General features: G+C 43.1%; 23 protein-coding genes. 3 read left to right on the top strand and 20 right to left on the bottom strand.

The window, feature by feature from the left end:
- Positions 1-24 precede the first annotated feature (24 nt).
- From E0Z06_RS15360 to E0Z06_RS15380, 5 genes are all read right to left on the bottom strand, one after another.
- Entirely contained in the window at positions 25-792 is a 768-nt protein-coding gene (locus E0Z06_RS15360; RefSeq protein WP_132586538.1) for a DeoR family transcriptional regulator, read from the bottom strand.
- An 81-nt stretch (positions 793-873) separates the two neighbouring features.
- A complete protein-coding gene (locus E0Z06_RS15365) occupies positions 874-1,725 on the bottom strand; it encodes a DUF4434 domain-containing protein (protein ID WP_165907411.1) in 852 nt (283 codons plus the stop codon).
- Positions 1,719-4,661 carry a hypothetical protein gene (locus E0Z06_RS15370; RefSeq protein ID WP_132586542.1) on the bottom strand — a complete coding sequence of 981 codons (2,943 nt, stop codon included), beginning with the start codon at positions 4,659-4,661 and terminating at the stop codon, positions 1,719-1,721. Before E0Z06_RS15370 ends, E0Z06_RS15365 begins: the two co-directional genes overlap by 7 nt.
- On the bottom strand, positions 4,658-6,733 hold the full coding sequence (locus E0Z06_RS15375; RefSeq protein ID WP_207903214.1) for a glycosyl transferase family protein: 2,076 nt from the start codon (positions 6,731-6,733) through the stop codon (positions 4,658-4,660). The genes E0Z06_RS15370 and E0Z06_RS15375 overlap by 4 nt, the downstream gene beginning before the upstream one ends.
- Positions 6,734-6,952: 219 nt before the next feature.
- On the bottom strand, positions 6,953-7,681 hold the full coding sequence (locus E0Z06_RS15380; RefSeq protein ID WP_132586544.1) for a PEP-CTERM sorting domain-containing protein: 729 nt from the start codon (positions 7,679-7,681) through the stop codon (positions 6,953-6,955).
- A 470-nt stretch (positions 7,682-8,151) separates the two neighbouring features.
- On the opposite strand from E0Z06_RS15380, the gene E0Z06_RS15385 reads away from it, so the two are divergent.
- Positions 8,152-9,762: a sulfite reductase flavoprotein subunit alpha gene (locus tag E0Z06_RS15385; RefSeq protein WP_165907412.1), complete on the top strand. Its 1,611-nt coding sequence runs from the start codon at positions 8,152-8,154 to the stop codon at positions 9,760-9,762.
- Here E0Z06_RS15385 and E0Z06_RS15390 read toward each other — a convergent pair.
- Positions 9,759-10,325, bottom strand: a complete 567-nt coding sequence (locus E0Z06_RS15390; protein WP_243695527.1) for a DUF1439 domain-containing protein — start codon at positions 10,323-10,325, stop codon at positions 9,759-9,761. The genes E0Z06_RS15385 and E0Z06_RS15390 overlap by 4 nt on opposite strands.
- Before the next feature lie 326 nt (positions 10,326-10,651).
- On the opposite strand from E0Z06_RS15390, the gene E0Z06_RS15395 reads away from it, so the two are divergent.
- Positions 10,652-11,791 carry a dicarboxylate/amino acid:cation symporter gene (locus E0Z06_RS15395; protein ID WP_132586548.1) on the top strand — a complete coding sequence of 380 codons (1,140 nt, stop codon included), beginning with the start codon at positions 10,652-10,654 and terminating at the stop codon, positions 11,789-11,791.
- A 112-nt stretch (positions 11,792-11,903) separates the two neighbouring features.
- On the opposite strand, the gene glmU is transcribed toward E0Z06_RS15395, so the two are convergent.
- Positions 11,904-13,268 (bottom strand): bifunctional UDP-N-acetylglucosamine diphosphorylase/glucosamine-1-phosphate N-acetyltransferase GlmU, encoded by a 1,365-nt coding sequence (glmU, locus tag E0Z06_RS15400; protein ID WP_132586550.1) that lies wholly within the window; start codon positions 13,266-13,268, stop codon positions 11,904-11,906.
- A gap of 346 nt (positions 13,269-13,614) precedes the next feature.
- Between glmU and E0Z06_RS15405 the strand changes: the two genes are divergently transcribed.
- Positions 13,615-14,262: a hypothetical protein gene (locus E0Z06_RS15405; protein WP_132586552.1), complete on the top strand. Its 648-nt coding sequence runs from the start codon at positions 13,615-13,617 to the stop codon at positions 14,260-14,262.
- Positions 14,263-14,486: 224 nt separating this feature from the next.
- On the opposite strand, the gene E0Z06_RS15410 is transcribed toward E0Z06_RS15405, so the two are convergent.
- From E0Z06_RS15410 to mnmG, 13 genes are all read right to left on the bottom strand, one after another.
- Positions 14,487-14,906 carry a F0F1 ATP synthase subunit epsilon gene (locus tag E0Z06_RS15410; protein ID WP_132586554.1) on the bottom strand — a complete coding sequence of 140 codons (420 nt, stop codon included), beginning with the start codon at positions 14,904-14,906 and terminating at the stop codon, positions 14,487-14,489.
- Positions 14,907-14,928: 22 nt separating this feature from the next.
- The gene (atpD, locus tag E0Z06_RS15415; protein WP_132586556.1) at positions 14,929-16,314 is read right to left on the bottom strand and encodes a F0F1 ATP synthase subunit beta; all 1,386 of its coding nucleotides are present in this window, start codon (positions 16,312-16,314) and stop codon (positions 14,929-14,931) included.
- Between the two features lie 33 nt (positions 16,315-16,347).
- A complete protein-coding gene (gene atpG / locus E0Z06_RS15420; RefSeq protein WP_132586558.1) occupies positions 16,348-17,211 on the bottom strand; it encodes a F0F1 ATP synthase subunit gamma in 864 nt (287 codons plus the stop codon).
- A gap of 53 nt (positions 17,212-17,264) precedes the next feature.
- On the bottom strand, positions 17,265-18,806 hold the full coding sequence (gene atpA / locus E0Z06_RS15425) for a F0F1 ATP synthase subunit alpha (RefSeq protein WP_132586560.1): 1,542 nt from the start codon (positions 18,804-18,806) through the stop codon (positions 17,265-17,267).
- A 14-nt stretch (positions 18,807-18,820) separates the two neighbouring features.
- Positions 18,821-19,354, bottom strand: coding sequence for a F0F1 ATP synthase subunit delta (gene atpH / locus E0Z06_RS15430; protein WP_132586562.1), 534 nt, complete (start codon positions 19,352-19,354; stop codon positions 18,821-18,823).
- Positions 19,355-19,363: 9 nt separating this feature from the next.
- Positions 19,364-19,837 carry a F0F1 ATP synthase subunit B gene (atpF, locus tag E0Z06_RS15435; protein WP_132586564.1) on the bottom strand — a complete coding sequence of 158 codons (474 nt, stop codon included), beginning with the start codon at positions 19,835-19,837 and terminating at the stop codon, positions 19,364-19,366.
- Between the two features lie 44 nt (positions 19,838-19,881).
- A complete protein-coding gene (gene atpE, locus E0Z06_RS15440) occupies positions 19,882-20,115 on the bottom strand; it encodes a F0F1 ATP synthase subunit C (RefSeq protein ID WP_132586566.1) in 234 nt (77 codons plus the stop codon).
- 45 nt (positions 20,116-20,160) lie between these two features.
- Positions 20,161-21,021, bottom strand: coding sequence for a F0F1 ATP synthase subunit A (atpB, locus tag E0Z06_RS15445; RefSeq protein WP_132586568.1), 861 nt, complete (start codon positions 21,019-21,021; stop codon positions 20,161-20,163).
- 14 nt (positions 21,022-21,035) lie between these two features.
- Positions 21,036-21,416 carry an ATP synthase subunit I gene (locus E0Z06_RS15450; RefSeq protein WP_132586570.1) on the bottom strand — a complete coding sequence of 127 codons (381 nt, stop codon included), beginning with the start codon at positions 21,414-21,416 and terminating at the stop codon, positions 21,036-21,038.
- Positions 21,417-21,547: 131 nt separating this feature from the next.
- Complete coding sequence (locus E0Z06_RS15455; protein ID WP_132586572.1) at positions 21,548-22,420, bottom strand: ParB/RepB/Spo0J family partition protein; 873 nt, start codon at positions 22,418-22,420, stop codon at positions 21,548-21,550.
- A 29-nt stretch (positions 22,421-22,449) separates the two neighbouring features.
- Positions 22,450-23,244, bottom strand: a complete 795-nt coding sequence (locus E0Z06_RS15460) for a ParA family protein (protein WP_132586574.1) — start codon at positions 23,242-23,244, stop codon at positions 22,450-22,452.
- 19 nt (positions 23,245-23,263) lie between these two features.
- Entirely contained in the window at positions 23,264-23,881 is a 618-nt protein-coding gene (gene rsmG / locus E0Z06_RS15465) for a 16S rRNA (guanine(527)-N(7))-methyltransferase RsmG (RefSeq protein WP_132586576.1), read from the bottom strand.
- 18 nt (positions 23,882-23,899) lie between these two features.
- Entirely contained in the window at positions 23,900-25,789 is a 1,890-nt protein-coding gene (gene mnmG / locus E0Z06_RS15470) for a tRNA uridine-5-carboxymethylaminomethyl(34) synthesis enzyme MnmG (RefSeq protein ID WP_132586578.1), read from the bottom strand.
- Positions 25,790-26,008: the final 219 nt, after the last annotated feature.

Below are 26,008 nucleotides of genomic sequence, written 5' to 3' on the forward strand. Positions count from 1 at the left end.
ATAAGTTTAAAATGCTCGCGTGACTTAGGCCTGAACCCGAATCACCTTTACACCTTGCTGTTCAATTTTTATTGCGTCTTCCGGGGCAAGGCCTTCGTCGGTAATTAATACCTTTACCATGCTCCAGGGCAGTTCTAAATTATGAATTTTTCGACCAAGCTTATCGGACTCAAGCATGACAATAACCTCGCGCGCTACCTCTGCCATTACTCGGCTTAAGCTATACAGTTCGTTGTACGTTGTCGTGCCGCGACTAAGATCGATGCCATCAGCACCAATAAATAACTGGTCAAAATCATAGTTACGCAACATTTGTTCGGCAAGTTGACCTTGAAACGCTTCAGACTGCGGATCCCAAGTACCGCCGGTCATTAATAACGTGGGTTCGTTCTCTAACTCACGCAGCGCATTGGCAATAGCTAACGAATTAGTCATAACCACTAAACCACGCTTGGTTGCTAGTTCAGGCAATAACGCCGCAGTAGTGCGGCCACTATCAATAATAATGCGGTAATGATCTTTAATTAAGCCTGCGGCAGCTTTTGCAATAGCTAACTTTCGCTTCGAAACCTTCTCTAAACTAGAGTCGCTAACAAAATCTTGCGGCACCGGCATGGCCCCACCATAGCGGCGCAATAACAAACCGGCTTGTTCTAGCACAGTTAAATCTTTTCGGATGGTTACTTCTGAGGTTTTAAACTGCACTGCTAGCTGTTCAACCGACAACTCACCTTGCTGTTGCAGCTGACTAACAATTAAATGGCGACGTTGCTGAGTATTACGCTTATTCATTTCTTTCGCTTAAGTTTCGAAGTGAAAGAAAAATAACAGAAATAGCGATTTTTTCAAGTGAAAGTTACTATTACAGGCTATTTATTCACCAGGAAGGTTAAGAATACCTACCGCGAACGGCTGGTAACGTAGCGAAAACGCCATAGTTGCATGGCATGGCTTTATCGCTTGTTGAGCCAACATTAGCTCTTGTTCAGTTGCCGCTCTGCCACGAAATGGCAACGCTCCTGGATGTGGCTGGCGAAAGTGTTCGGCAATTACCGCATAATTGCAAGGTAGGGCAGTAAGTAGCTGTTGGCGCTGCATTTGACTAATTAAACCGGCACCAGCACCGTCTTGTAGCCACAATTTCAGCCCCGTTTTGGCTAACGACTGTATAGCATTAAGGTAATCTGTAACTGTTAAATCGCCATTACTATAGACACTAATAGCTAGCGGATCAGCAACACTGCGCGCAAATAGCGCGAGCTCAGTTGATAGCCAATGTTGCTGTTCAATGGTTGCAAAGTCGGTGTCGTTAAGCTCGAGCGGCAAATACCAGCCGGCAAACTGCCCAGCATTAACTGGCATTAGGGCTTTAACTCGGTTTAGCTGCAGTAGGTTATGTGCTAGCTGCTGCCGAAAATACTGTTGGCGTTGTGGCTTGGCCTGCTGCATTTTATTGAAGTAGTTAGCATTAACGCTAAGCCCCAGCCAAACTTTAAAATTAAACTGTGCAGCAGCTTGCAGCACTATAGGCAATAAGCCGTCTTCTGCCAAAAAATCGGTATCATTATAACGCGACCATTGCACCACTAAGCTGGTATAACCTGCTGCTGCGCTGGCTTGAAATAATTGCTGCCACTGCTGTTGGGTAACTACACTATCTTGATTTAGCGGTTGGTAAAATATGGTTTTTTCCGCAACACTACTTGCTGATTGACAAGCTACCAAGCAACATAAAACTGCAGCAATAACGCATGCTTTCGCTGATTTAAGTCGCCTGCGAGCTGATATTGCCATTCCAGATTTACCTCAAATCGCTGCCGCTGCAGTAACACCGGGGTTTCACCCAACCAAAACCGCCACTGCAAGCCTAAGCCAGCCGTTAACTGCTGACCACTTACCGCAACCTGCACATCGTCGGCTATTTGACGTCGGTAATCAAACTGCGCCAAGCCGTAGCCTTTTATGGTTTGCGCTAATGCTGTATTTAGTTTCCATACTGGCCCTTGATCAAAACGTACCTGCGCCAGCCTGCTATCAGATTTTGGCCACCAAACAGCATCAACATACAGCTTGCGCTCCCACCAGTCTAGCTGCACCGGCCGCCACTCTGATTGCCACGGCGCATCATTCAGTAAATCAGCATTAATGCGCAGTAATCCCTGCCAATCGCCCTCAGCTAGCGGATATTGCTGCACCCCAGCGCTAAGCCAAATATTATGCTGTTGCCAAGGCTTATAACTGACACCAAATTGCTGGCCCCCGTTTTGCCACGGCGAATTATTACCATTACCCGCAACCAGTGCATATACGGATAAATCGCGCTGTAGTGGATTAGTGAAATACTCGGCCTTAACAGCCATACCATGCTTAGCAAGCTGGCTGCTATCAGCAACCAAGTTATCACCGGTAACGGCACCACTAGTTATGCTGGCACTACTGCTAATTTGCCAATGCGAATTTAATTGCTGCTGTAGTCTAACCAGACTGAACTGTGTTTCCAGCTCTGCATTACCTAGTTGTGCATGCTCTGGATAGAGCAACAACGCTTTATCAACCCAGAGCTGGGTAGGCTGAATATGATTTAAACGTTGGTTTAAATAAGCCATTTGCGCAGCTTGAGTTGCGGTTACTTTATAATCATCAGCTAGAACGTGCTGCATAATACTTAAGGCTTGCTCTGGCTCTGTGTCAGCTAACGCATATGCATAACCAAGTTGATAATCGACGAGTTTCGGCTCTAATTTTGCTGCTTTATGCCAACTGCTTAACGCCAGCTCGGTTTGCTGTAACTTAGTATACAGCGCTGCGTAAATAGCATGCTGTCGTGCCAGTTCGGTTGGCAATTGCGGTTTAGCTTGCTGCAAATAACGCTCAGCTAAGGTTTGGTTATCAGTTTGAAGCGCTAACTCTGCGATGGCTAATTTATCTGTCGCTGATAATAACGCGTCAGGCACTGCCTGAAACTGCGTTAAGGCTGCTTCAGTTTGCTGCATAGATTGATATTGATAAGCAATTTGCTTTAAATAAGTATCATCGGGCTGTAACTGATATGCCTGTTGCCAATACTGAATAGCCGCTGCAGGCTGCTGATTATTGGCGCACAATGCCAGTGTTTTCCAACCGTCCGCACTGTTAGGCGCTGGCGCAAGCAACTGCTGCGCTTTAGTGCAGTTACCCACTAAACGCCATAGCTCTGCTCGTGGCTCAACTAACTGTTGCCAGCTGTCTAGCTTATGAAGCCTAGCCGCGGTTTGTTGTTCAGGCTGTTGCTGCAATAAGTTAATTAAGCGCTTAGGTAAGGTTTGCTCAGCCAATGCCTGAGCAGAAAACGGCAGCGCTTGCTCAAGTACTATAAGTGCCTGCTCTGGTTGTCGTAACTGCATATGCAAATAACTTACTTTATCTAACAAATAGTCGGTTTGCATCGTGCGATATAATACAGAGAAGTAGTTTAGCTGCAGGTGCAAATCTGTTAGCTGGTTAATGCTAGCAACCAACTGAGTGTAATCTTGCTGGCGCAATGGCTGGGCAAATTTACGCTGCAGTAAAGTGCGGTAATCACTCGCAGCAATACGTTTTTGTAACACGATCTCGGCTTTTTTCTTCGCTAACGTCGCATTGCTTATGCTAACGGCTTCTAAGTCATCTGCAGATAACCAGCGCTCTGCATAGACTAACCATGTTGTAGTTTGTTGTACTGGACACGCTAAAAATTGCGCTTTTGCCTGTTGTTCAGCGGTATTTTGTAAGTACATTGCTACCTTTTCTAGGCAACTTACGTTTAAATTTGAAATAAGCTGCAGCGCCAACTCGGTATTGTTAGCATTTGTGGCACTTTGGTAACGTTGCATTTGCTCGGCTTCTGTTAGCTTTGCATGCTGACTCAACCAGATAAAACTTTGTTCAGCAGCTGTCCAATTTTGTTCGGATAACTGCGTTTGTAACCATTGCCGATAAAACTGTTGCGCCCAGCTACTGCCAGCGTGTTGGTTAGCAACTAAAGCTGCCGTTAGAGCTTTATTTTCGCTAAGCAAAGCTTGGCTATACCGTAGCCAATCTTGCTCAGTAAGCATAGTAGAGGCTACCGCTTCGGTATCAGCAATAACCTGCTGCGGTACTGAAAGCTGACTAGCCAGCTCAGCACGTTGTAAATATAAACCACCAGATAATTTAGCTTGCGCCATTAACCAATTAAATGCTGACTGTAACTGTTGCTGTGCAATAAGATGCTGCGTAATTAGCGTAAGCACCTGCTGCTGCTGAGCAAAAGTTAAACTACCTAGCAAGCTGGAATACTGCTTTAAATTTAGCACTTGTTGTTTATCTAACTGAGTTTGCGCTAGGCGTAATAGCCTATCTTCACGCTGGGCATTAGGTATTAATTGATAGGTATGCAACGCTGCCGCGGTATCAGGTATAGCTAATTGATAGTCAAACAATGTAAGCAAAAAGGGCAAATGCTCAGGCACGACTTGCAGTGCCTTCTCTAATTCTAGTGCGGCACTAGCAAACTGTTGTTGCTGTTGTAGCTGAAACGCTTTATCTACATAGGGGTAAGTACGAAACTGTTGCAGCTCAGTTAAGCCGTCACGCCAATCTTGTGCAATTACCGCCACACTATTAATTAACAGCATTAAAAACAATATTACACGTGCTGTCATATTAACGGCGCTCCGTTTTGCTGTTGTTTATGCTCAGCAAATAACTGCACTATGGTTTTTTGTTGTGCTTGCTGCAACGCTAAAGTTTGCGCTAATACTTCTTCAGATATCAATTGTTCTTGTACTAAATAAGCTCCCAATTTAAGGCTACTTTCATAGTCATACCCAATCATTACTTGGTTAACAACGGCAGGCTCTAACATCGACGCTTGCAACAAGGCATCACCTAGCATCAGTTGTGTAGAAAAATATTGTTCGCGTAAGGTATTGGCAGCCGCTACCGAAAGTTCGCCAGTTTGCATCCACTGCGCTAATTGCGGCTCTGGGTTGCACTTTAAATCGAACCTATACCAATAGCGCAGCCCAAGAGTAACAGCGCCGGTTTGACAAATTACATAACGCACCTTGTGCTGCAACATTCGCTCTATAGCGCCTTTGGCCACAGGCGACAGAGAACTTTCTTTTGCCAGAACCAGTATGCCGTCTTCTAAGCCTAACGACAGCACCGAGTATTTAAATGCAAGTCGTTCGGGAAATTGAATAATTGGCTTAGAGTCTAATGCAAAGGGATCAATTATCCGGCATTCGACCGAAGCTTGATACGCCAATGCTTCAGCTAACTGTCTTGCTGATATTAGCTGCAAACGCAACATAGCTTGACCTATGCGCTCACCGCGCACTCGGTTTTCTAGCACATGGATTAGCTGTTCTTCATTTATAACCTGTTGCTGCTTTAAAATAGAACCTAAAGAGCCACCTAAACTACGTTCACTTACTGTAGGGAAATGATGCTCTGTTTTGTCCCAAGCTACACGCCGAGGATCACCTTCTGCGATTACCTGACGAATAGCACGAATATTGGCAAAAAAATTAATTATGTTGCCCCATAGCTGCCGTGGTACAGACAATAATGCCTGACCAATACCGTAGTAGCGGCGCACAAAAATCATACGCTGTAGCATTCTATTAAGGAAAAACAGCAAGTTACAGGCCAGCAAGGTAACAATTATTTGGTCTTCCGAGAACACACTAATAAAATTATATGGGCCACTAGCAAAGGCTTGATACAGCCATAAAAGTAGTAATTGAATAAAGATAATGTTGGCCAAGAAACTGATAAAGTAACTAATTACACCTTTACGGTCTCGCCAAAGAAAATAATTGAGTTTCCAATCAGAAGTCCATTTATGTACTTTTATTCCCTGAAACACGATACCAATGATCCAGCGACTTTTTTGTCTTACAGCTTTGTGAAATGATTCAGGAAAGTACCCTCTAACACACACTACGTTACCAGCGACTTTACTACGACTGCGGCTTGTCTCAGCGAAAGTGGCTAGCTTATTGTTAGTTACTGAAAAACGAACGAAAATTTCTTCCATGCCCCATTGTTTTAATCGGAAGCCGATATCGTAATCTTCAGTTAATGACTGCACGTCAAATGGCAGACCATCACCTTCCTCTACTAGCTTAAGAATAGATTTACGACTAAAGCAGGTACCAACGCCCGCGCTAGGAACTTGACCAACTATAGCTTCGCGCACAACAACGTCTTTACCATGCATTTCAGAAAATTCGTCTAGATAATGGCCAGAGGTGAAATTAAAAATACCAGTAGTAAACGGGTATACTGGTAATTGAATTAAATCTTTACGCGGTAATAGGTAATTAAATAGTCGCAATTCCATTCGAGAAATTACGTCTTCTGCGTCATGTAAAACAAAACCGGCAAACTTAACGTTAGAGCGCTGCTCAAACTCAAGAATTGACAAGATAACGTTGTTCAAACAATCGGCTTTACTAGTTGGCCCGGGCCGAGCGCAAACTACTTTGTGGATATTAGGAAATCGCAGACATACCGCATCAACATCGGCCTGAGTGCCGGGGTCGTTAGGATAGGTGCCGACAAAAATCTGATAGTTTTCATAATCTAGCTCAGACGCAGCCAGCTCAGCCATTTTGCCAACTACGCCGACTTCTTGCCAAGCTGGAATCATAATAGCCAACGGCTGCTCTTTACCGAAATACAGCTGTTGCTCATCAAAGATTGAGCGTTTCCGATAAACCGTTATGCCACGTCACGCTCGACGCAACCAATAGTACACGTCGATAAAAGCATCATCTATGGCAAAAACTAACAAAATAACGAGAAGGAATAGCGCGATATACCTGAGCAGGTACAGGTATACCGAAAAGAAGTCGATTACATTCATGTTTATTATTAAACCACGCAACAACTTAGAAAAACTAAAGGGCCTGCAAAGATTAAGCTAGCGTGCTTAACAACAACCTTATTTCGTAGTACGACGTCGAGTTGCAATCCCCATTACACCTAAAGCTAACAACCACAGTGAAGCTGGCGCGGGGACAGCTATAAGGTTATCAGCACCATCGGTCTTAGGTTGGTTGGTTCTAACCAGTAGCGGAGCTATATTATGATTTGGCATATGCAAAACATTATTTGCAGTAAAGAGCGGTGAATTACTATCTGTAAAATAGCCGCTATAACAAAGTTCAGAATAACTCGCACAAGTTACGCCAGGAAGGTTAGTAGCAAAATCAGCCATCCAAGCATAATGCATTTCGTTGTCAAACAAGGTACCAAATTGCCAATAAGTATAACCTTCGAAATCGTAACCATTTTGTTCGGTTAGCACCGGACCAGTGCCATTAAGCGAAAAAAACAGTTCCGAACCGATATTTTGTGCCAATGACCAACCATCAGCTGTTGCATCAGTATCAAAAAACTGGTGTAACATGACAAATTCACTAAGCGTTGCCCAGCGCCAACCATCTGCGGAATTGGCAACAAATTGGTTAACATCTGCCTCTGATGCCTGAACGTTATTTTGACCTAAAGTGTCAGACCAAGATAACCGCATAATATCTAGGTTAAACGCCGACCAATACATCGAGTTTGCAGTATCGCTAAAATAACTATTAGCATCAATTAATGACGCATTAGCACGACCAGCTAAACCACAGGCAACAACAAGGGCTATTGATAAAATACGCTTCATTAACACAACTCCGTCTGATATTAACGTTTTAATTACTTCTTATTGATAATCATACACTTACAGAACGGTAGTATATTATATCGTTGCTCAAAAATACACCATATTGTGAAAATAAATAAAAACTCCTCGCAGTTCAAATGACAATCATTTGCATTTGAGTTTGTTTGCAATTATAGTCAGCACTGTCAACGGAGTGAGCACTGTATTACAGGTCTAGGATGGACCGTCTGGTCGTTGTTTTACTTGTCTTGCACATTAAGGGGTGGGTTTTGCCACCCCTGTTTTTTAGGGGTAATATGCTTCAGCGCTGGCAATGTCTATTAGAAAAATGGCATCTATTTGCTTTAGCGATACTGCCAATAAGCTATTTTTTTACAAGCAAAACAGATCAATGGCAGCCTATTGTCATACTATATATACTTTATGCTGTAAGTTTAGCTGTAAGTTTATTATTAAAGCCCAGCTCTACTGTGAAGCCTGAAAAGCTAACCGGGTTTGCTTGGCTAGAGCAACAATTACTACTCGCCTTATTGCTTACTTTGCTGTGGCTTTTTTATTTACCACAAGCCCCTTTTGCTTCAATAACAGGTAAAACCTTATGGCTTGCTATTCAACTTGCCATTGCTGGTGTAATGCTAAAACTTTATTGGTCAGCTCAAGCGCGTCGCGATAAAAAAGTCGACACTGCAACTGCACGCTGGCTGGTTGGCTACGCTAGTCAGTCGGGCATGGCGCTACAACTAGCACAATATAGCAGCAAGCAGTTACAAAGTGCCGGCTTTAACGTAGAGTTAGCAGAACTAAATCAGCTATCACAGCAAAAATTACATCAATATCAAAATGCGCTGTTTATCGTCAGCACTTATGGCGAAGGCGAGCCGCCTGATAATGCCTCGCAGTTTTATCAACTCGCGCAGCAATGGCAACACTCATTTAATCAATTACAGTTTTCAGTGTTAGCACTGGGCGATCGAAGCTACCAGAATTTTTGTGCCTTCGGTCATTGGCTACACCGCCGTCTGCATAGCCTTGACGCTAAAGCGCTACAACCGATAATTGAGCTTGATAGCGCCGATAGACAAAGCCAAGCCTTAGCAAAGTGGCAACTATTACTTAATGGCTTTGGTAAGCCAGTAGCCGACACGGTTATAGATAGCACTCCGTGGTTGCAAGCTAGCTTGCACAGCCGTTATGTGGTTAATCCAGCGAGTGCTGGCCTACCTTGCTATACCGTCAAACTGCAATTACCTGCAGCAAGCACTTGGCAAGCGGGAGATATTGTTGATATTCAACCGGAAAACAATAGAAGTAGCGTGGCCCTATGGTTAACCAAACATTTAGTAAACGGCTGCCAGCCGGTGAGATATCAACAGAGAACCATTCCGCTGTGTTGGGCGTTAGCTGAGCTGGAATTAGATAAAGCAGCACCGCCGACACGTAACGAAAACCTATCAACTTGGTTAACGCAACAAACTAAATTACCGCTACGCAGTTATTCTATTGCTTCGATACCGGAAGAAGGGCATTTAACGTTACTAGTGCGTCAGGTGCAAAAGGATGATGGCTCATTAGGTATTGGCTCAGGCTGGTTAACGGCATGGGCTAATGAGCAGCAAAATGTGCAGTTACGGTTGCGCCAGCATAGCCAGTTTCACTTACCTGATGATGATAAGCCGATTATATTTATTGCTAATGGTACCGGTATTGCGGCTATTCGTGCGCTGCTAGCCGAACGAGTAAAGCGCGGCCAACCGCAAAACTGGCTGCTGTTTGGTGAACGCCGACAGCAACATGACTTTTTCTTTGCTCGTGACATACAGCAGTGGCAACAACAGGGATTTATTCAGCATTGTGAGCTTGCCTTCTCGCAAGATCAGGCAACAAAGCGCTATGTACAGCACCTACTTGCCGAACAACAAGCACGTTTAGTGCAATGGTTAGAACAAGGTGCCGCAATTTACGTCTGTGGCAGCTTACAAGGTATGGGCGTAGAGGTGCATCAGCAACTGCAACAGTTGCTCGGTACAGAGCAGGTTGAGCAACTGATGCAACAGGGGCGTTATAAGCGTGATCTCTATTAGTTTTTACTGGGCATAAAGCTCAAGCGACCGTTATTTACCGCCATATTAAGCGGTACTGCCGTTAACAGCTTAACCGATGGGTTGGTGGTATCCAGCTTATAAACAGGGTTGCTGGCAAGGTAGCCGTTTACCAACTGCAATAACTCGTTACTTACCGGCGCCAAATTTCCTCGATAACCTGAGGCCTCAATACTAGAATCTAATAATTTAAGTGAACGTAAATAAATGGCCTTTTCAGTGCCGTCATAATATGGCACACCTTCGAGCTGTAATTGAAGATTAGCCGGATAACTAAGACCAAATAATGACAGCGCCGCACTGGCTTCGGTATTAACTCGTACCACATCAGAGTTATTTGGCCCAATTTGAACATGCATGCTATCTACTTTCAAATTCAGCGGAATACCAGCTACGTTGCCTTGCCGCGTAAGTTTAGGCAGTTGCTGGCGTAACATCTGCTCTAAGTCAGTTTCGCTAACGCTGTAGGTCGACATCTGCTGTAACTGGCTGCAGCTAGCAAGTAGATAAACAAAAAATAACACCAACACTTTACGTATCATCATTTTTAATCCCGATAAATAATCTAATTTCAAAGCGTGACTGCAGTATAACGCAGCATAACCTAGCTAAGCTTAACTTTATTAGCTGAGCCAATACTGAATAATACAGCAAAGCTAGTTTTTAACTGGTTAGAAATAAGATGCTCCACGTGAAACAATCGACCATTAATAAACTTTGCTTAACCAAGTATTTAAAAGGTATAAAATAATTCGCTGAGCCGCCCTTATACCGCGACTGGCTCTACCAGCAAAGCGCAGCTAGCTAGAATAAGTTGTGATATGCTCTGCCTCGTTTGGGCAAAATCCATATAACAAAACGAGAACGAATCATGTCTTTAATCCTGAAACTTATCGCCGGCATAGTGCTAGGTATACTAGCAGGGCTTTATGCCCCTGTTTGGTTAATACAATTACTGTTAACTTTTAAAGGCTTATTTGGTGAATTATTATTTTTTACCATTCCGTTATTAATTCTATTTTTTATCAGTAGTGGTATTGCTGCACTGCCGCGTAACTCGGGTAAATTACTGGGCCGCACCTTAAGTATTGCTTATTTATCTACCATTATTGCCGGCACACTAGCGTATTTCGTTGCCAGCATCGTAGTGCCTATGCTTACTACCGCTAATAAGCACACCGCAACCAATGTCGATACAATAATAGAACCCTTCTTGCGTATGGATATTCCGCCAGTGTTTGGTGTAATGACCGCCTTAGCCTTGGCGTTTATTTTTGGTTTAGGCATAGCATCAACCCAAGCTGAGCAATTAAAGAAATTGTCTGACCAAGGTCGCGATATTATTCAGTTATTACTGGAGAAAGTAATTATTCCTTTATTACCACTGTATATCGCTGGCGAATTTGCCCAAATGGCGGCTGCAGGTAGTGTTTTTGGCACCTTAAAAACCTTTGGTATCGTACTGCTGTTAGCCGTTGCTATGCATTGGGTTTGGATTATTACGCTCTATACCATTGCTGGAATTAAAGCTGGTCGCTCGCCTTTTGCTTTAATTAAAAATATGTTGCCAGCTTACTTTACCGCGCTAGGTACTATGTCGAGCGCTGCAACCATCCCAATTGCTTTAAAAGCGACAAAATCTAACGGCGTTAGAGACGACGTAGCCAACTTTACCGTGCCGCTTTGCGCCACCATTCACTTGTCTGGTTCAACCATTACCATAGTAACCTGTGCTATGGCAGTTATTACCATGCAAAATGGGTTAGAAATACCCTCGTTCGCTACCATTATGCCGTTTATCTTCATGCTGGGTTTAGTCATGTTAGCCGCTCCGGGCGTACCCGGCGGCGCGGTGATGTCGGCGGTAGGTTTACTAGGCTCAATGCTTGGTTTTGGTGATGCCGCCATTGCCTTAATGATCGCATTGTATATGGCACAAGATAGCTTTGGTACTGCCTGTAACGTAACCGGCGATGGCGCTATTGCGGTGTTGGTAGATAAAGCTGGTTAATAACTAAACCTAATTTCTGTCGATTGTAACTCCTGTTTCAGGATTCTAATCAACCATACGCATTAAAAAGATACTAATAAAAAGCCCGCTACTGCGGGCTTTTTTATACAAATTACTTTTTAATTTTTACCGGTCGTTGCCAACCAGCAATATGCTTTTGTTTAACGCGAGCAACAACTAGCTCACCATCAGCAGCGTCACGCGTTAGCACCGTGCCAGCACCAACGGTAGCATTTACACCTACCGTAACAGGGGCAACTAATGAGCTATTTGAACCAATAAAAGCGCCGTCTTTAATTGTGGTAACAAACTTATTAGCGCCATCATAATTACAGGTAATAGTACCCGCACCTACGTTTACTTTATTACCAATAACCGCATCGCCTAAGTAAGTTAAATGGTTAGCCTTAGAGCCTTCGCCCAACGTGGTTTTTTTCATTTCAACGAAATTACCAACATGACTATCGTCCAGCATAACCGAATCAGGACGTAATCGCGCATAAGGGCCAACCGAACAATTGCTACCAACCGTTGACTGTTCAATCATTGAATTGGGCTTAACCTCGGTGTTGTCACCAATAGTGCAGTCTTTTAAAATACAGTTAGCACCAACAGTAACGCCCTTACCCAGCACAACCTTGCCTTCGAAAACAACGTTAACGTCAATCATCACGTCATTACCTACGGTAACACTGCCGCGAACGTCTATGCGCGCTGGGTCACGTAAATTAGCGCCAGCAAGCATCAATTCGTTTGCCTTACGCTGTTGGTAAGCTCGCTCTAACGCGGCTAATTGCAAACGATTATTAGCGCCTTCTACTTCCATCGCGTCACTGGGATGCGCCGTAGCTATATCAACGCCTTCGCTGTGTGCCATAGCGATAATATCAGTTAAGTAATACTCGCCTTGAGCGTTACTATTAGATAATCGGCCAAGCCAGTTTTTCAGCTGCTTACCTGGCAGTGCCATAATGCCGCTATTAACTTCGTTTATTTTTAATTGCTCTGGTGTCGCATCTTTTTGTTCAATAATGCCCACCACTTTACCGTTTTCACGCACGATGCGACCATAACCGGTTGGGTTAGCTAACTTTACCGTTAAAATGGCTACGCCATTGGCAGGCTTGGCATTTAACAATTGCTTTAACGTTTCAAGCTCAGTTAAGGGTACATCGCCATATAACACTAAAACAGTATCGTTATCGGCAATATTACCTGCCGCTTGCGCTACGGCATGACCAGTACCTAATTGCTCGGCTTGTAATACCCAATGCAGTGGTTGCTCACCTAAGCTAGATTTTAATGCGTCAGCGCCATAGCCGTATACCAACTGAGGCTTTTCTGCGCCAAGTGCGCGGGCGGTATCAATAACGTGCTGCACCATTGGCCGCTCAGCCACTTTATGCAATACCTTAGGTAGGTCTGATTTCATCCGTGTGCCTTTACCAGCGGCCAGGATCACTACATTTAACGCCATAACAGAATCCCTGTAATTAATATGCGAGTATTTTAAATGATATTGACTTAGTGTACAGCGCTAGGGTGAAGTTTTGCTGAATAGGCCATTTTATAATGGTACGTAATAAGGCTATCCAAACAACCTAGACGACTAAAGCACTCTACTTGCGTAGCCTAGATTGATACTTATACAGCAGTTGACTCAATGGCTATTAAACTTTAAGTCCAGACTTGCCAATGCCGAGTATTTTTTGAAATACACTCACCAAACCAGAACTTAAAATTAAATTACAATTCAAAAAACAATGGCAATATAAATTATACAGAAATTTAACGATATATAAGCATTAAAAGTAAGGGTCCGCATGAAATTTCTATCTCTTTGTTTTTTGGTTATTTCAAATATCTGCTTAGCTTCACATCCCATAAACTTGGATAATATTAATAGTTCTTTTTCATCCGATGGTTGCATTCAAAGAGCAACAAGTGACGACATTACTGGAGTATCAAATGAATTAAAGCGAACTTTGGTATCAAATCGGTACTGCATTCAAAAGAATAATTATTCAACACAAATAGCATTAAAAAATCTGCCTGATGCTCAAACAATTTTAGGTATTTTAAAACGCTATAAAAACGAATACGCCTTACTTAAAACAGATGAGCAAAAAGTTGTATTTGCAGATGCTTTTTTAACAGCCGCTAGCTATCAATATCCTATCAGTTACGAAAATATCGAACGCGCTAAACCAATGACAATTATATTTAAGAGAACAACCAAAGGCGGGTCAATAACAGGTCACGCCCTATCCCTATTTCAACAAGATAATTTTGACAAAGATAGAGAAAAAGCTTTTATAGCCCTTACTTCTGATTCATCTATCAAAAAAATTGGACACTACGATATTTTAAAACGTATACAATACATACTTAACGGTGAACAGAATAAGTTTACTGAGCAAGTAGGGCAATATAACCGAATATTTAAACAAACCTCTCTTAAATCAGTTTAGAATTAGCCTATTACCTTCTGAAATTAGCATCTTGCAATAATATTTTAGTCATTATGTAACAGTCGTTATTACTGTCGTCAAATATGAATATTTTTTTAAAGCTGCTTGGGCGTAACAATAAGCGCCTTGCTTCATTATTGGGAATTGGCATCCTACTACGTTATATGATTGTTATCGGAATAAAAAAGCCACCTTGCGGTGGCTTTTTTAATCATAACGTAAACTTATTTTTTGCCGCGCAGTTGCCTAATAACGCGCAATTGCGCAATAGCTTCTGCTAATTGACCAGCAGCTTCAGCATAGTTGAAGTCTGCTCCGGCATTTTGCATGGCTTCTTCAGCACGTTTTTGTGCATCTAAAGCGGCTTGTTCATCTAAGTCTTCGCCGCGTACCGCGACATCAGCTAATACTGTAATGCTATCCGGCTGCACTTCTAAGATACCGCCAGCAACATACATTACATGTTCTTCGCCGAACTGTTTAACGATACGGACCATGCCAGGTTTCAGGGTGGTCAGTAACGGGGCGTGGAAAGGTAAAATACCTAACTCGCCCTCACTGCCTGTGACCTGCACGGATTCGACAAGGCCAGAAAAAATCTTTTCTTCGGCACTTACTACATCCAGTTGCACTGTCATCGCCATCTCGCTCTCCTAAAGCCTGAACTTACAGTTTCTTCGCTTTTTCGATCGCTTCGTCGATTGAACCAACCATGTAAAACGCTTGCTCTGGCATATGGTCGAACTCGCCTTCCAAAATACCTTTAAAGCCACGGATAGTTTCTTTCAGCGGAACATACTTACCCGGTGAACCGGTAAATACTTCAGCTACGAAGAACGGCTGCGATAAGAAACGCTGAATTTTACGCGCACGGTATACTGTGGTACGGTCTTCATCAGATAATTCGTCCATACCTAGGATAGCAATAATGTCTTTCAGCTCTTTATAACGCTGTAAAACAGACTGCACGCCGCGGGCAACTTCATAGTGCTCTTTGCCGATAACCTGCGGATCTAACTGGCGTGAGGTAGAGTCCAGTGGGTCAATCGCTGGGTAAATACCCAAAGATGCAATGTTACGGCTTAATACTACCGTAGCATCTAAGTGCGAGAACGTGGTTGCTGGTGATGGGTCAGTTAAGTCATCTGCAGGCACGTAAACGGCCTGAATTGACGTAATAGAACCCGTTTTAGTAGAGGTGATACGCTCTTGTAACGCACCCATCTCTTCAGCTAACGTTGGCTGATAACCTACAGCTGACGGCATACGACCTAATAATGCAGATACTTCAGTACCAGCTAGGGTATAACGATAGATGTTATCAACGAAAAACAGTACGTCACGGCCTTCATCACGGAACTTTTCTGCCATTGTTAAGCCGGTTAACGCTACGCGTAAACGGTTACCTGGTGGCTCGTTCATCTGACCATAAACTAACGATACTTTATCTAGTACGTTAGAGTCTTTCATCTCGTGATAGAAATCGTTACCTTCACGGGTACGCTCACCTACACCGGCGAATACTGAGTAACCGCTGTGCTCGATGGCGATATTACGGATAAGCTCCATCATGTTTACGGTTTTACCAACACCGGCACCACCGAATAAACCTACCTTACCACCTTTAGCGAACGGACAAACAAGGTCGATAACCTTAATACCCGTTTCTAATAACGCGTTGGAGGCAGCTTGGTCTTCGTAGCTTGGCGCTGCACGGTGAATAGGCATACGCTCTTCTTCACCAATTGGGCCCGCTTCGTCGATTGGCTCACCCAATACGTTCATAATACGACCCAGAGTGGCTTTACCTACTGGAACGTGAATTGCTTTACCGGTATTTGCCACAGCTGCGCCGCGACGTAAACCGTCTGTTGTACCTAATGCGATAGTACGAACCGTACCGCCACCTAACTGCTGCTGCACTTCCAGCACTAAACCAGTTAGATCACCGTCAGTAACGCTTAACGCATCATAGATACCAGGTACCGCGTTTTGTGGAAAATCGATATCCACAACGGCGCCAATGATTTGGACGACCTTACCTTGACTCATGATGTTTCCTCAAATTTCTCAAAACTGTTTACCTTAGCCTACAGCTGCCGCACCGGCGACAATCTCGCTAAGCTCCTGGGTAATCGCGGCCTGACGTGCTTTGTTATATACAAGCTTCAGGTCGTCCATCAGGTTACCGGCGTTATCGGTTGCAGCTTTCATTGCTACCATGCGCGCAGCGTGTTCACTGGCAGAATTCTCTACCACACCCTGATAAACTTGCGATTCGACGAAACGGTCTAGCAACATATCGATGATAGGTTGTGGATCCGGCTCGTACAGGTAATCCCAGTTATGCTCTCTTTTAGCGATGTCTGCTTTTGGCAAAGGTAAGAGTTGATCGATCACTGGCTCTTGCTTCATGGTATTAACAAACTTGTTATACACCAAGAATAAGCGATCAATTCGGCCTTCGTTAAATGCATCTAGCATTACTCTTACCGAACCAAGCACATCAGCCAAACGTGGTACGTCACCTGAACCCGCCTGTTGCGCAACTACCTTGCCACCAAAACGCTTAAAAAACGCTGTTGCTTTATTGCCAATAACAGCAAATTGCGCATCAACGCCTTTATCTTTCCAGCTTTTCAGCTCAAGGACAACTTTCTTAAACTCGTTGGTATTCAGGCCACCGCAAAGACCACGATCAGACGATATGACAATATAGCCAACCTTTTTTACATCACGGTCCGTTAAATACGGATGGCGATATTCAAGGCTGCCATTGGCAACGTTACCAATCACTTTGCGCATACCTTCAGCGTATGGGCGTGTTGCAGCTACACGGTCTTGCGCTTTGCGCATTTTGCTAACCGCAACTTTTTCCATAGCACTGGTGATCTTGCGAGTATTATTAATACTCCCGATCTTACTTTTTATCTCTTTACCACCGGCCATGTCTGTATCTCCGTTTCATTCAACGAATGGGGTGGCTAAGCCACCCGCATTGCTTACCAGCTCTGCGTAGCCTTGAATTTATCAATAGCGGCTTTAAACGTAGATTCGATTTGGTCGTTGTAGTTACCGGTTTTGTCGATATCAGCCATCAGCTCGGTGTGCTCAGCTCTCATAAAGGCAATTAAACCTGCTTCAAAATCTAAGATTTTGGCAACTTCGATGTCTTTCATAAAGCCTTTTTCGATAGCGAAAATAGACACACCCATATCGGCAACAGACATTGGGCTGTACTGTAACTGTTTCATCAGCTCAGTAACCTTTTGACCGTGCTCTAACTGAGCGCGTGTTGCTTCGTCTAAGTCAGAAGCAAACTGCGCAAACGCGGCCAGCTCTGAATATTGGGCTAATGCCAGACGAATACCGCCACCCAGCTTTTTGATAATTTTGGTTTGTGCTGCACCACCAACACGCGATACTGAAATACCGGCGTTTACCGCAGGACGAATACCGGCGTTAAATAAGTCAGTTTCTAAGAAGATCTGACCATCGGTAATCGAAATTACGTTAGTAGGTACGAATGCAGAAACGTCACCGGCTTGTGTTTCAATAATTGGTAATGCGGTTAATGAACCGGTTTTACCTTTTACTTCGCCTTTGGTGTATTTTTCTACGTAATCCGCGTTTACGCGTGATGCACGTTCTAATAGACGCGAGTGTAAATAGAATACGTCACCTGGGTAAGCTTCACGGCCTGGTGGACGACGTAATAGCAATGATATTTGACGGTAAGCAACAGCTTGCTTAGACAAATCATCATAAACAATTAACGCATCTTCACCGCGGTCACGGAAGTATTCGCCCATAGTACAACCTGAATATGGTGCTAAGAACTGCAGTGCCGCAGCTTCAGAAGCTGATGCTACAACCACAATAGTGTGCGCTAACGCACCGTGTTCTTCTAGCTTACGTACTACGTTAGCAATAGTAGAGGCTTTTTGGCCTACAGCAACGTAAACGCACTTAACGCCAGTACCTTTTTGGTTGATGATCGCATCAATAGCTAAGGCGGTTTTACCGGTTTGACGGTCACCGATTAACAATTCACGCTGACCACGACCGATTGGGATCATGGCATCAACAGACTTGTAGCCTGTTTGCATAGGTTGATCAACTGACTGACGTTCGATAACGCCCGGAGCAATTTTTTCTACCGGTTCAAAACCAGCAGCGTCAATTGGTCCTTTACCGTCAATTGGTGCACCCAAAGTATTTACCACACGGCCTAACAGCTGTGGGCCAACCGGTACTTCTAAAATACGACCGGTACTTTTAACTTTAGTGCCTTCAGTTAAATCGGCATACGGGCCCATAACTACGGCACCTACCGAGTTGCGCTCTAAGTTCAGCGCGATAGCATAGCGGTTACCAGGAAGCTCGATCATTTCACCTTGCATACAATCTGCAAGACCATTGATACGAATAATACCGTCTGTTACTTGAACGATAGTACCTTCGTTACGAGCTTCACTGACCACTTCAAACTGAGCAATACGACTTTTGATCAGTTCTGATATTTCAGTGGAATTCAGTTGCATTCTCTGTTCCCCAATTACGACTGCAGCGCAGTTGCTAAACGATCCAGCTTACCGCGGATCGAGCCATCAATAACCATGTCACCAGCTTTGATTAGTAAACCACTAACCACTGCCGGATCTTCGCTACAGTTCAATTTAACTTTGCGTGCCAAACGTTGCGATAATGCCGCGGTTAACTTATCTTTTTGTGCACTAGTCAGCGTAGTTGCAGAAACGACAGTAACGTCTATTTCCTGTTCAAATTCCGCTTTTAGTGCAGCAAAGGTAGTTAATACTGCAGGCAACGCCAACAAGCGATGATTTTCTGCCATCACTTTTATCAAGTTTTGGCCGTGCTCATTGAGTTGCTCACCACATACCTGAATAAACAAACCAGCCTGCTTATCAGCAGTACTATTGGCGTTTAAATACGCGCCAACTTGGTCGTTATTTGCTACTTCTGCAGCAAAGGCCAACATCTGTAACCAAGCCTCTAACGCGTTTTGCTCTACAGCAAAATCGAAAGCTGCTCTGGCATAAGGGCGAGCAATATTTGTCAAATCAGACATAGCTCTTCCTTAATTCAGTTCTTGAACCAATTTATCCAAAATGTCGCTGTGAGCAGCTTCATCAATAGAACGTTGCAGAATTCGTTCTGCGCCAGCGACTGCTAATGCAGCAACTTGTTTGCGCAGCTCTTCACGTAAACGATTACGTTCAGCGGCAACTTCTGCTGTGGCTTGCGCCAAAATAGTTTCACGTTCTGCATTGGCTTTATGCACCGCTTCATCAATCATTTTCGCTTCGCGTTTTTTCGCTTGCTCAATAATTTCTGCCGCTTGTGCTTTAGCATCTTTTAATTGATCTTTGGCTTTATCTTGGGCTAATGCCAAGTCTCTTTCCGCACGATCAGATGCTGCTAAACCATCAGCAATTTTTTTCTGGCGAGCTTCAATGGCATTCATCAAAGGTGGCCAGACAAACTTCATACAAAACAGTACGAACACCGCGAATGCGATTAATTCGCCTAACAGAGTGGCGTTTAAATTCACGACCGCTCCTCCTTAGTTAACAGTTGTTCGGATAAAGCCTTCAATTACATTGCGAACAACATGTACATTGCGATACCTACACCGATCATGGCAACAGCATCGATAAGGCCCGCTAAGATGAACATTTTAACTTGTAGTGAAGGGGCTAATTCTGGTTGACGCGCACAAGCTTCTAAGAACTTACCACCCATGTTACCAAAACCTAATGCAGTACCAATTGCGCCGAAACCGATCAACATTGCAACTGCGATTAATTTAAGACCTAATACTAGTTCCATTTTTTTCTCCAGAGTTTTTAAGTTAAAGTTAAAAGTTAAATAAAATTAGTGGTTATCTGAGCTAGCCATGCTTAGGTAAACGATAGTCAGCATCATAAATACGAATGCTTGCAAGGTAATAACTAAGATATGGAATACCGCCCAAGGGAAGTGCAGAGGTAACTGCGCTAAACCTACCGCCCCTATTAAGATAAAGATCATTTCACCCGCATACAGGTTACCGAACAGACGTAACGCTAGTGAAAATGGCTTAGCAAATAAGGCGATAGTTTCTAATAATAAGTTAAACGGTATCAAAGCAATTTGCAGAGGTACGTTTTTAGTATTAAATGGGTGTAGGGTTAATTCTTTAATGAAACCCAACACGCCTTTAATACGAATTGAGTAGCCTATCATCAATAAAAACACGCCTAAGGCTAAACCCGCGGCTAAATTAATATCGGTAGTAGGTACAAACTTCATATAAACGTGGCCAGGCTCAACAGCCATCGCGTTTTCGCCAACAAAAGCAGCAAATGAAGGTAGGAAGTCTACTGGCACTAAGTCCATTAAGTTCATTAAAAACACCCAGACAAAGATTGTCAGTGCCAGTGGTGCAATTAATTTGCTTTTGCCGTGATACGTATCTTTTACGTTGTCAGCAACAAAGCCCACTATCATTTCAACAAAGCACTGTAGTTTACCCGGTACACCGGTAGTGGCTTTTTTGGCTGCATTGCGGAAAACCCACAAAAACAACACACCTAAAATAATAGAATACGCTAACGTATCGATATTCCATGTCCAGAAACCAGCCTCGGCACACGCTTTATTAAATGCAACACTGCCATCGACAGTACACATTTTTGCGTTTACAAGGTGGTGCTGAATATGACTAGAGAGGGTTAACTCTTCACCTGCAGCCATGTTTCATCCCATTGTTAATGTTTAAAGAAAACCGGAGCGGTCCATTGGGCTATTAGCGTGAGCATAAAACCGGTTAAAAATGCACCATGAACCAGTTGTTGCTGTGAAAATAATACGGCTAACAGCACTGCGGATATAATTAGCTTTAGTGATTGGCCCCGCATAAACGCCATCACAACGATATTTGCGTTATCTGCGGCATTAAAACGAAACGCGAAAAACGCAAACACACAATTTGGTATTATGGCTACTAAACCCCCTTTAAAGGCCGATTTAGCCGCAGCTGCATCAGCAGCTAAAAAAAAAGTCAGTGCAATAATTCCAGCTACTACCAACTGGCACAACACTAACTTATAAGCTGATTTACGTAGTTCAGCTAAACTTTGTTCTGTCATTTCTTGTCCCCCTAAAAACGCCCGGGAAGGGGGTAATAAAAACTTGCGAAATTATACTTACATACCTTTAATTTGCAACAAAAAGCAGTGTTAGTACTGTGATAGTACCTATTTATATCTAATTTGATGTTTTATTGCTCAGTAACATTCAACTTATTAATAATGCCATCTAACTCATCTAAACTACTATACGCAATTTCTAACTTACCTTTACCTTTATTGTTGTAGCTAATTTGCACAGGTGCGGCAAACCGCTCACTTAAGCGTTGTTCTAGAGCAATAACATCGGGATCTCGTGGCTTTTCAGAAGCTACCGGTTTAGGTTCTAAAATTCGCCGTATTAAGTTTTCAGTTTCACGTACGGTTAATTGTTTAGCCGCAACTAATCTAGCGGCATCTGATTGCTCAAATTCTTTTAGTGCTAATAATGCTCTTGCATGGCCCATTTCAATGTCGCCGTGTTCAAGCAATAGTTTTACATCGTCATTTAATTGGTTTAAGCGCAACAGGTTAGTAACAGATGCTCTAGATTTGCCAACTGCATCAGCTACTTGCTGGTGAGTTAACGAAAACTCTATTAATAAGCGTTCTAATGCTACGGCTTCTTCCATTGCATTTAAATCTTCTCGTTGAATGTTTTCTATTAACGCTATGGCAACAGCGGCTTCATCTGGCACATCTTTAACAATACAAGGTACGTCAGCCAGTTTTGCTAACTGACTTGCACGCCAACGCCTTTCACCCGCAATAATTTCAAATTTTCCGTTACCTATTGGTCGCACAACTATCGGTTGAATAATACCTTGTGCTCGAATAGAACTGGCTAAGTCTTCCAACGCTTCTTGCGACATATCTTTGCGTGGTTGGTATTTACCCGGTATTAAAAACTCAACAGGTAATTGTTGCAGTTCGCTACTGCTGGGTGTGGAAGTTGTGCTGCTAGCTTTATTGGACGTAAGTAGGGCATCCAGACCTCGGCCTAAGCCGCGTTTTTTTACCGACATGCTAAATTGCTTCCCTAAAATTATTCAGATCAGGCTGATGCTGTGCTGCTAGCCGTCTTTTTATCAGCTCGGCGTAACATTTCACCTGCTAATGCTAAATAAGCCTTTGCACCAGTTGAGTTTTTATCGTAATACATTACTGGTGTACCAAAGCTAGGTGCTTCTGCTAAACGTACATTGCGTGGAATAACTGCTCGATAAACCTTATCACCAAAATGCTGTTTTAATTGATCTGATACATCATTTGCTAACCGATTACGCGGATCGTACATGGTTCTTAAAATGCCTTCGATCTTTAATTCAGGGTTAACGGCTGCTGCTAATTGATTAATGGTTTCAACTAACGAGGTTAAACCCTCTAATGCAAAGTATTCACACTGCATTGGTACTAATACTGTGTCAGCGGCAGCCATTGCATTTACTGTTAACATATTAAGTGACGGCGGGCAGTCGATAAAAATAAAGTCATAACTATTACGGTAGTCTTTTAATGCATTACGTAGCCGCAATTCACGAGCAAATACGTTCATTAAACGTACTTCTGCTGCTGTTAAGTCAGAGTTAGCGCCAACTAAATGATAACCGCCGCTGGTTTCTTTAACTAAAACGTCTAATAGTGGTTTTTCATCAACGAGTAACTCGTAAGCGGTGGCCGGTAAATCATATTTATCAACTCCGCTACCCATGGTAGCGTTACCTTGGGGATCTAAGTCGATAAGCAACACCTTGCGTTTGGTCGCAGCCAGGGAGGCAGCCAAATTTACAGCTGTAGTAGTTTTACCTACACCGCCTTTCTGGTTAGCTATTGCGATCACTTTCGCCACAAGATGTCCTCGTTGTCAGTTAGCAGGGTTGCAGTATTACCAAATGCCTTTGTGCTTGCAACTGCGGCACAACAAGTGGTTGAACGGAGACTACTTTAACAAAATCAGGCAAAGCTGCAATTTCTTCTTGTACTGCAGCGGCTTTCATCGCGTAAAAATGGCCGTTTTGTGTAGGTAAATGCCTGCACCAATTCAGCATATCATTGATCGAAGCAAAAGCTCGGCTAATAACACCATCGTAGCGTTGCTCAGGTTGATGATCTTCCACTCTGCTTTGTACTGGTTGAATATTAGTTAGTTTTAACTGCAGTTTTACTTGGTTTAAAAAGCGGATCCTTTTACCTAGACTATCAAGCAAAGTGAAGTTGTTATCTGGATAATAAATAGCTAATAGCACGCCAGGTAAACCAGGACCGGTACCTACATCTATAAAATGGTTACCAATTAAATGCGGTGCAATAACTAGGCTATCCATCACGTGCTTTATTAACATTTCTTTAGGATCACGCACTGAGGTTAGGTTGTAGGCGCTGTTCCATTTATCAAGTAGTTTTACATAGTCAATACATTGCTGTAGTTGGTATTCAGATAACGACAAACTGGTTTGCGCCACCAGCGAGCGTAATTGATCTAACATGTTGTTCCTTGTCGTCAGTTACGCAGACTTGCGCAGTAAACCCTGTTTCTTTAAATAGACTAACAGTAATGAAATAGCGGCCGGTGTAATGCCTGAAATACGTGACGCTTGGCCAACTGTTTGTGGTTGAGTTTGGTTTAATTTCGCAATTACTTCGTTTGATAGGCCTTTAACAGCTTTATAATCAAACTGTTGTGGTAATAAACTTTGTTCATTACGTTGCTGTTTAGCAATTTCATCTTGTTGACGATTTATATAGCCTTCATATTTAATTTGAATTTCTACTTGTTCTGCCGCGATAGGATCAGTAACACCAGGGCCAATATTAGAAATTTTCATTAAATCTGCGTAGTTAATTTCTGGACGACGAACCAGCTCTTCTAAACTTGCTTCTTTGGTAAGCGGAGTTTTAACTAACGCATTTATTGCAATTAGCGCGGCATGTTGCGGATGAACCCAACTTTGCTTTAAGCGTTGGCGTTCTATAGCCACTTGTTCCATTTTTTCGTTAAAAGCCGCCCAACGTATGTCGTCTACCAAGCCAAACTCACGACCTTTTTCGGTTAAACGTGCATCTGCATTATCTTCACGTAGCATTAGGCGATATTCAGCCCGGCTGGTAAACATACGATAGGGTTCTTTAGTGCCTAGTGTGGTTAAATCATCAACTAGTACACCTAAGTAAGCTTGATCACGGCTTGGTGACCACGGCTCTTTATCTTGCGTGAATAGTGCAGCATTTAAACCGGCTAATAGACCTTGTGCACCTGCTTCTTCGTAACCTGTTGTACCGTTAATTTGGCCGGCAAAAAACAAACCTTCAATAAATTTTGTCTCAAGACTGCTTTTTAGATCTCTGGGATCAAAGAAATCATATTCAATGGCATAACCAGGTCTGGTAATGTGAGCATTTTCCATACCCTTAATTGAACGTACTATGCTTAGTTGTACATCAAATGGCAGGCTGGTTGAAATGCCATTAGGGTAAACTTCATGTGTGGTTAACCCTTCAGGTTCAATAAAAATTTGATGATTATCTTTGTCAGCAAAGCGGGTAATTTTATCTTCTATCGATGGACAATATCTTGGGCCAATCCCTTCTATTACACCGGTATACATTGGTGAACGGTGTAAATTATTACGAATAACATCATGTGTTTTCGCATTGGTATAAGTTATGTAACAAGGTATCTGAGTTGGATGATCGCTTTGTTTGCCGAGAAAAGAAAACACTGGTGTTGGATTATCACCAGGTTGAGTTTGCATCATAGAAAAATCGATCGTCCGAGCATCAATACGTGGTGGTGTACCCGTTTTTAAACGATCAACTTTAAATGGCAGTTCTCTTAATCTTTTAGCTAGGGCTATTGACGGTGGATCACCGGCTCTGCCACCAGAATGGCTTTGTAAACCTATATGTATTTGTCCGCCTAAAAATGTACCAACGGTTAATACCACTGATTTAGCTTTAAACGTTAAGCCCATTTGGGTAACGACGCCAGTAACCTTATTGTTTTCAACAACTAAGTCATCACAACTTTGTTGAAATATTTTTAAGTTTGGTTGGTTTTCTAAAATATTACGAATAGCTGCACGGTACAATTGTCGATCGGCTTGTGCTCTGGTTGCCCTTACCGCAGGGCCTTTAGAACTATTTAGCGTTCTAAATTGAATGCCGCCTTTGTCGGCTGCTATTGCCATAGCTCCACCTAGGGCGTCAATTTCTTTAACCAAATGGCCTTTGCCTATACCACCAATAGCAGGGTTGCATGACATTTGACCTAAAGTTTCAATATTATGGGTTAATAACAAGGTGTTACGACCCATACGAGCTGCTGCCAGAGCGGCTTCTGTGCCAGCGTGGCCACCGCCTACAACGATTACGTCGAATATCTCTTGATACAGCATACTTGCCTCGGTTTATGTTTTTTTGGTCGAACGTTGAACGAGAGGTATTGTAGCCTGATCTGGCGATAAGTGGAATGCCAGCAGCGTTTAGGATCGTTTAAATTAAATAAGATCTTTTTAGAGATCTTTTTATTATATTTACTATTAAGCAGGCCAATTTTGGTGCATAAGCGTTTCTTTACAAGAAGGATCATTAACTTAGAACAGATCAGATCCTGT

Origin of the sequence: Rheinheimera sp. D18 (genome assembly GCF_004345025.1) — a bacterium.
GTDB classification, from domain to species: Bacteria; Pseudomonadota; Gammaproteobacteria; order Enterobacterales; family Alteromonadaceae; genus Alishewanella; species Alishewanella metallidurans.

Coding starts and splice junctions, on each gene's coding strand:
- rsmG (WP_132586576.1), bottom strand. CDS start 23,881: ATGTTAGATCAATTACGCTCGCTGGTGGCGCAAACCAGTTTGTCGTTA.
- E0Z06_RS15395 (WP_132586548.1), top strand. CDS start 10,652: ATGTCTTTAATCCTGAAACTTATCGCCGGCATAGTGCTAGGTATACTA.
- atpH (WP_132586562.1), bottom strand. CDS start 19,354: ATGTCTGATTTGACAAATATTGCTCGCCCTTATGCCAGAGCAGCTTTC.
- E0Z06_RS15405 (WP_132586552.1), top strand. CDS start 13,615: ATGAAATTTCTATCTCTTTGTTTTTTGGTTATTTCAAATATCTGCTTA.
- atpD (WP_132586556.1), bottom strand. CDS start 16,314: ATGAGTCAAGGTAAGGTCGTCCAAATCATTGGCGCCGTTGTGGATATC.
- E0Z06_RS15390 (WP_243695527.1), bottom strand. CDS start 10,325: ATGATGATACGTAAAGTGTTGGTGTTATTTTTTGTTTATCTACTTGCT.
- atpG (WP_132586558.1), bottom strand. CDS start 17,211: ATGGCCGGTGGTAAAGAGATAAAAAGTAAGATCGGGAGTATTAATAAT.
- glmU (WP_132586550.1), bottom strand. CDS start 13,268: ATGGCGTTAAATGTAGTGATCCTGGCCGCTGGTAAAGGCACACGGATG.
- E0Z06_RS15410 (WP_132586554.1), bottom strand. CDS start 14,906: ATGGCGATGACAGTGCAACTGGATGTAGTAAGTGCCGAAGAAAAGATT.
- atpA (WP_132586560.1), bottom strand. CDS start 18,806: ATGCAACTGAATTCCACTGAAATATCAGAACTGATCAAAAGTCGTATT.
- E0Z06_RS15370 (WP_132586542.1), bottom strand. CDS start 4,661: ATGACAGCACGTGTAATATTGTTTTTAATGCTGTTAATTAATAGTGTG.
- E0Z06_RS15450 (WP_132586570.1), bottom strand. CDS start 21,416: ATGACAGAACAAAGTTTAGCTGAACTACGTAAATCAGCTTATAAGTTA.
- E0Z06_RS15380 (WP_132586544.1), bottom strand. CDS start 7,681: ATGAAGCGTATTTTATCAATAGCCCTTGTTGTTGCCTGTGGTTTAGCT.
- atpB (WP_132586568.1), bottom strand. CDS start 21,021: ATGGCTGCAGGTGAAGAGTTAACCCTCTCTAGTCATATTCAGCACCAC.
- atpE (WP_132586566.1), bottom strand. CDS start 20,115: ATGGAACTAGTATTAGGTCTTAAATTAATCGCAGTTGCAATGTTGATC.
- mnmG (WP_132586578.1), bottom strand. CDS start 25,789: ATGCTGTATCAAGAGATATTCGACGTAATCGTTGTAGGCGGTGGCCAC.
- E0Z06_RS15360 (WP_132586538.1), bottom strand. CDS start 792: ATGAATAAGCGTAATACTCAGCAACGTCGCCATTTAATTGTTAGTCAG.
- E0Z06_RS15455 (WP_132586572.1), bottom strand. CDS start 22,420: ATGTCGGTAAAAAAACGCGGCTTAGGCCGAGGTCTGGATGCCCTACTT.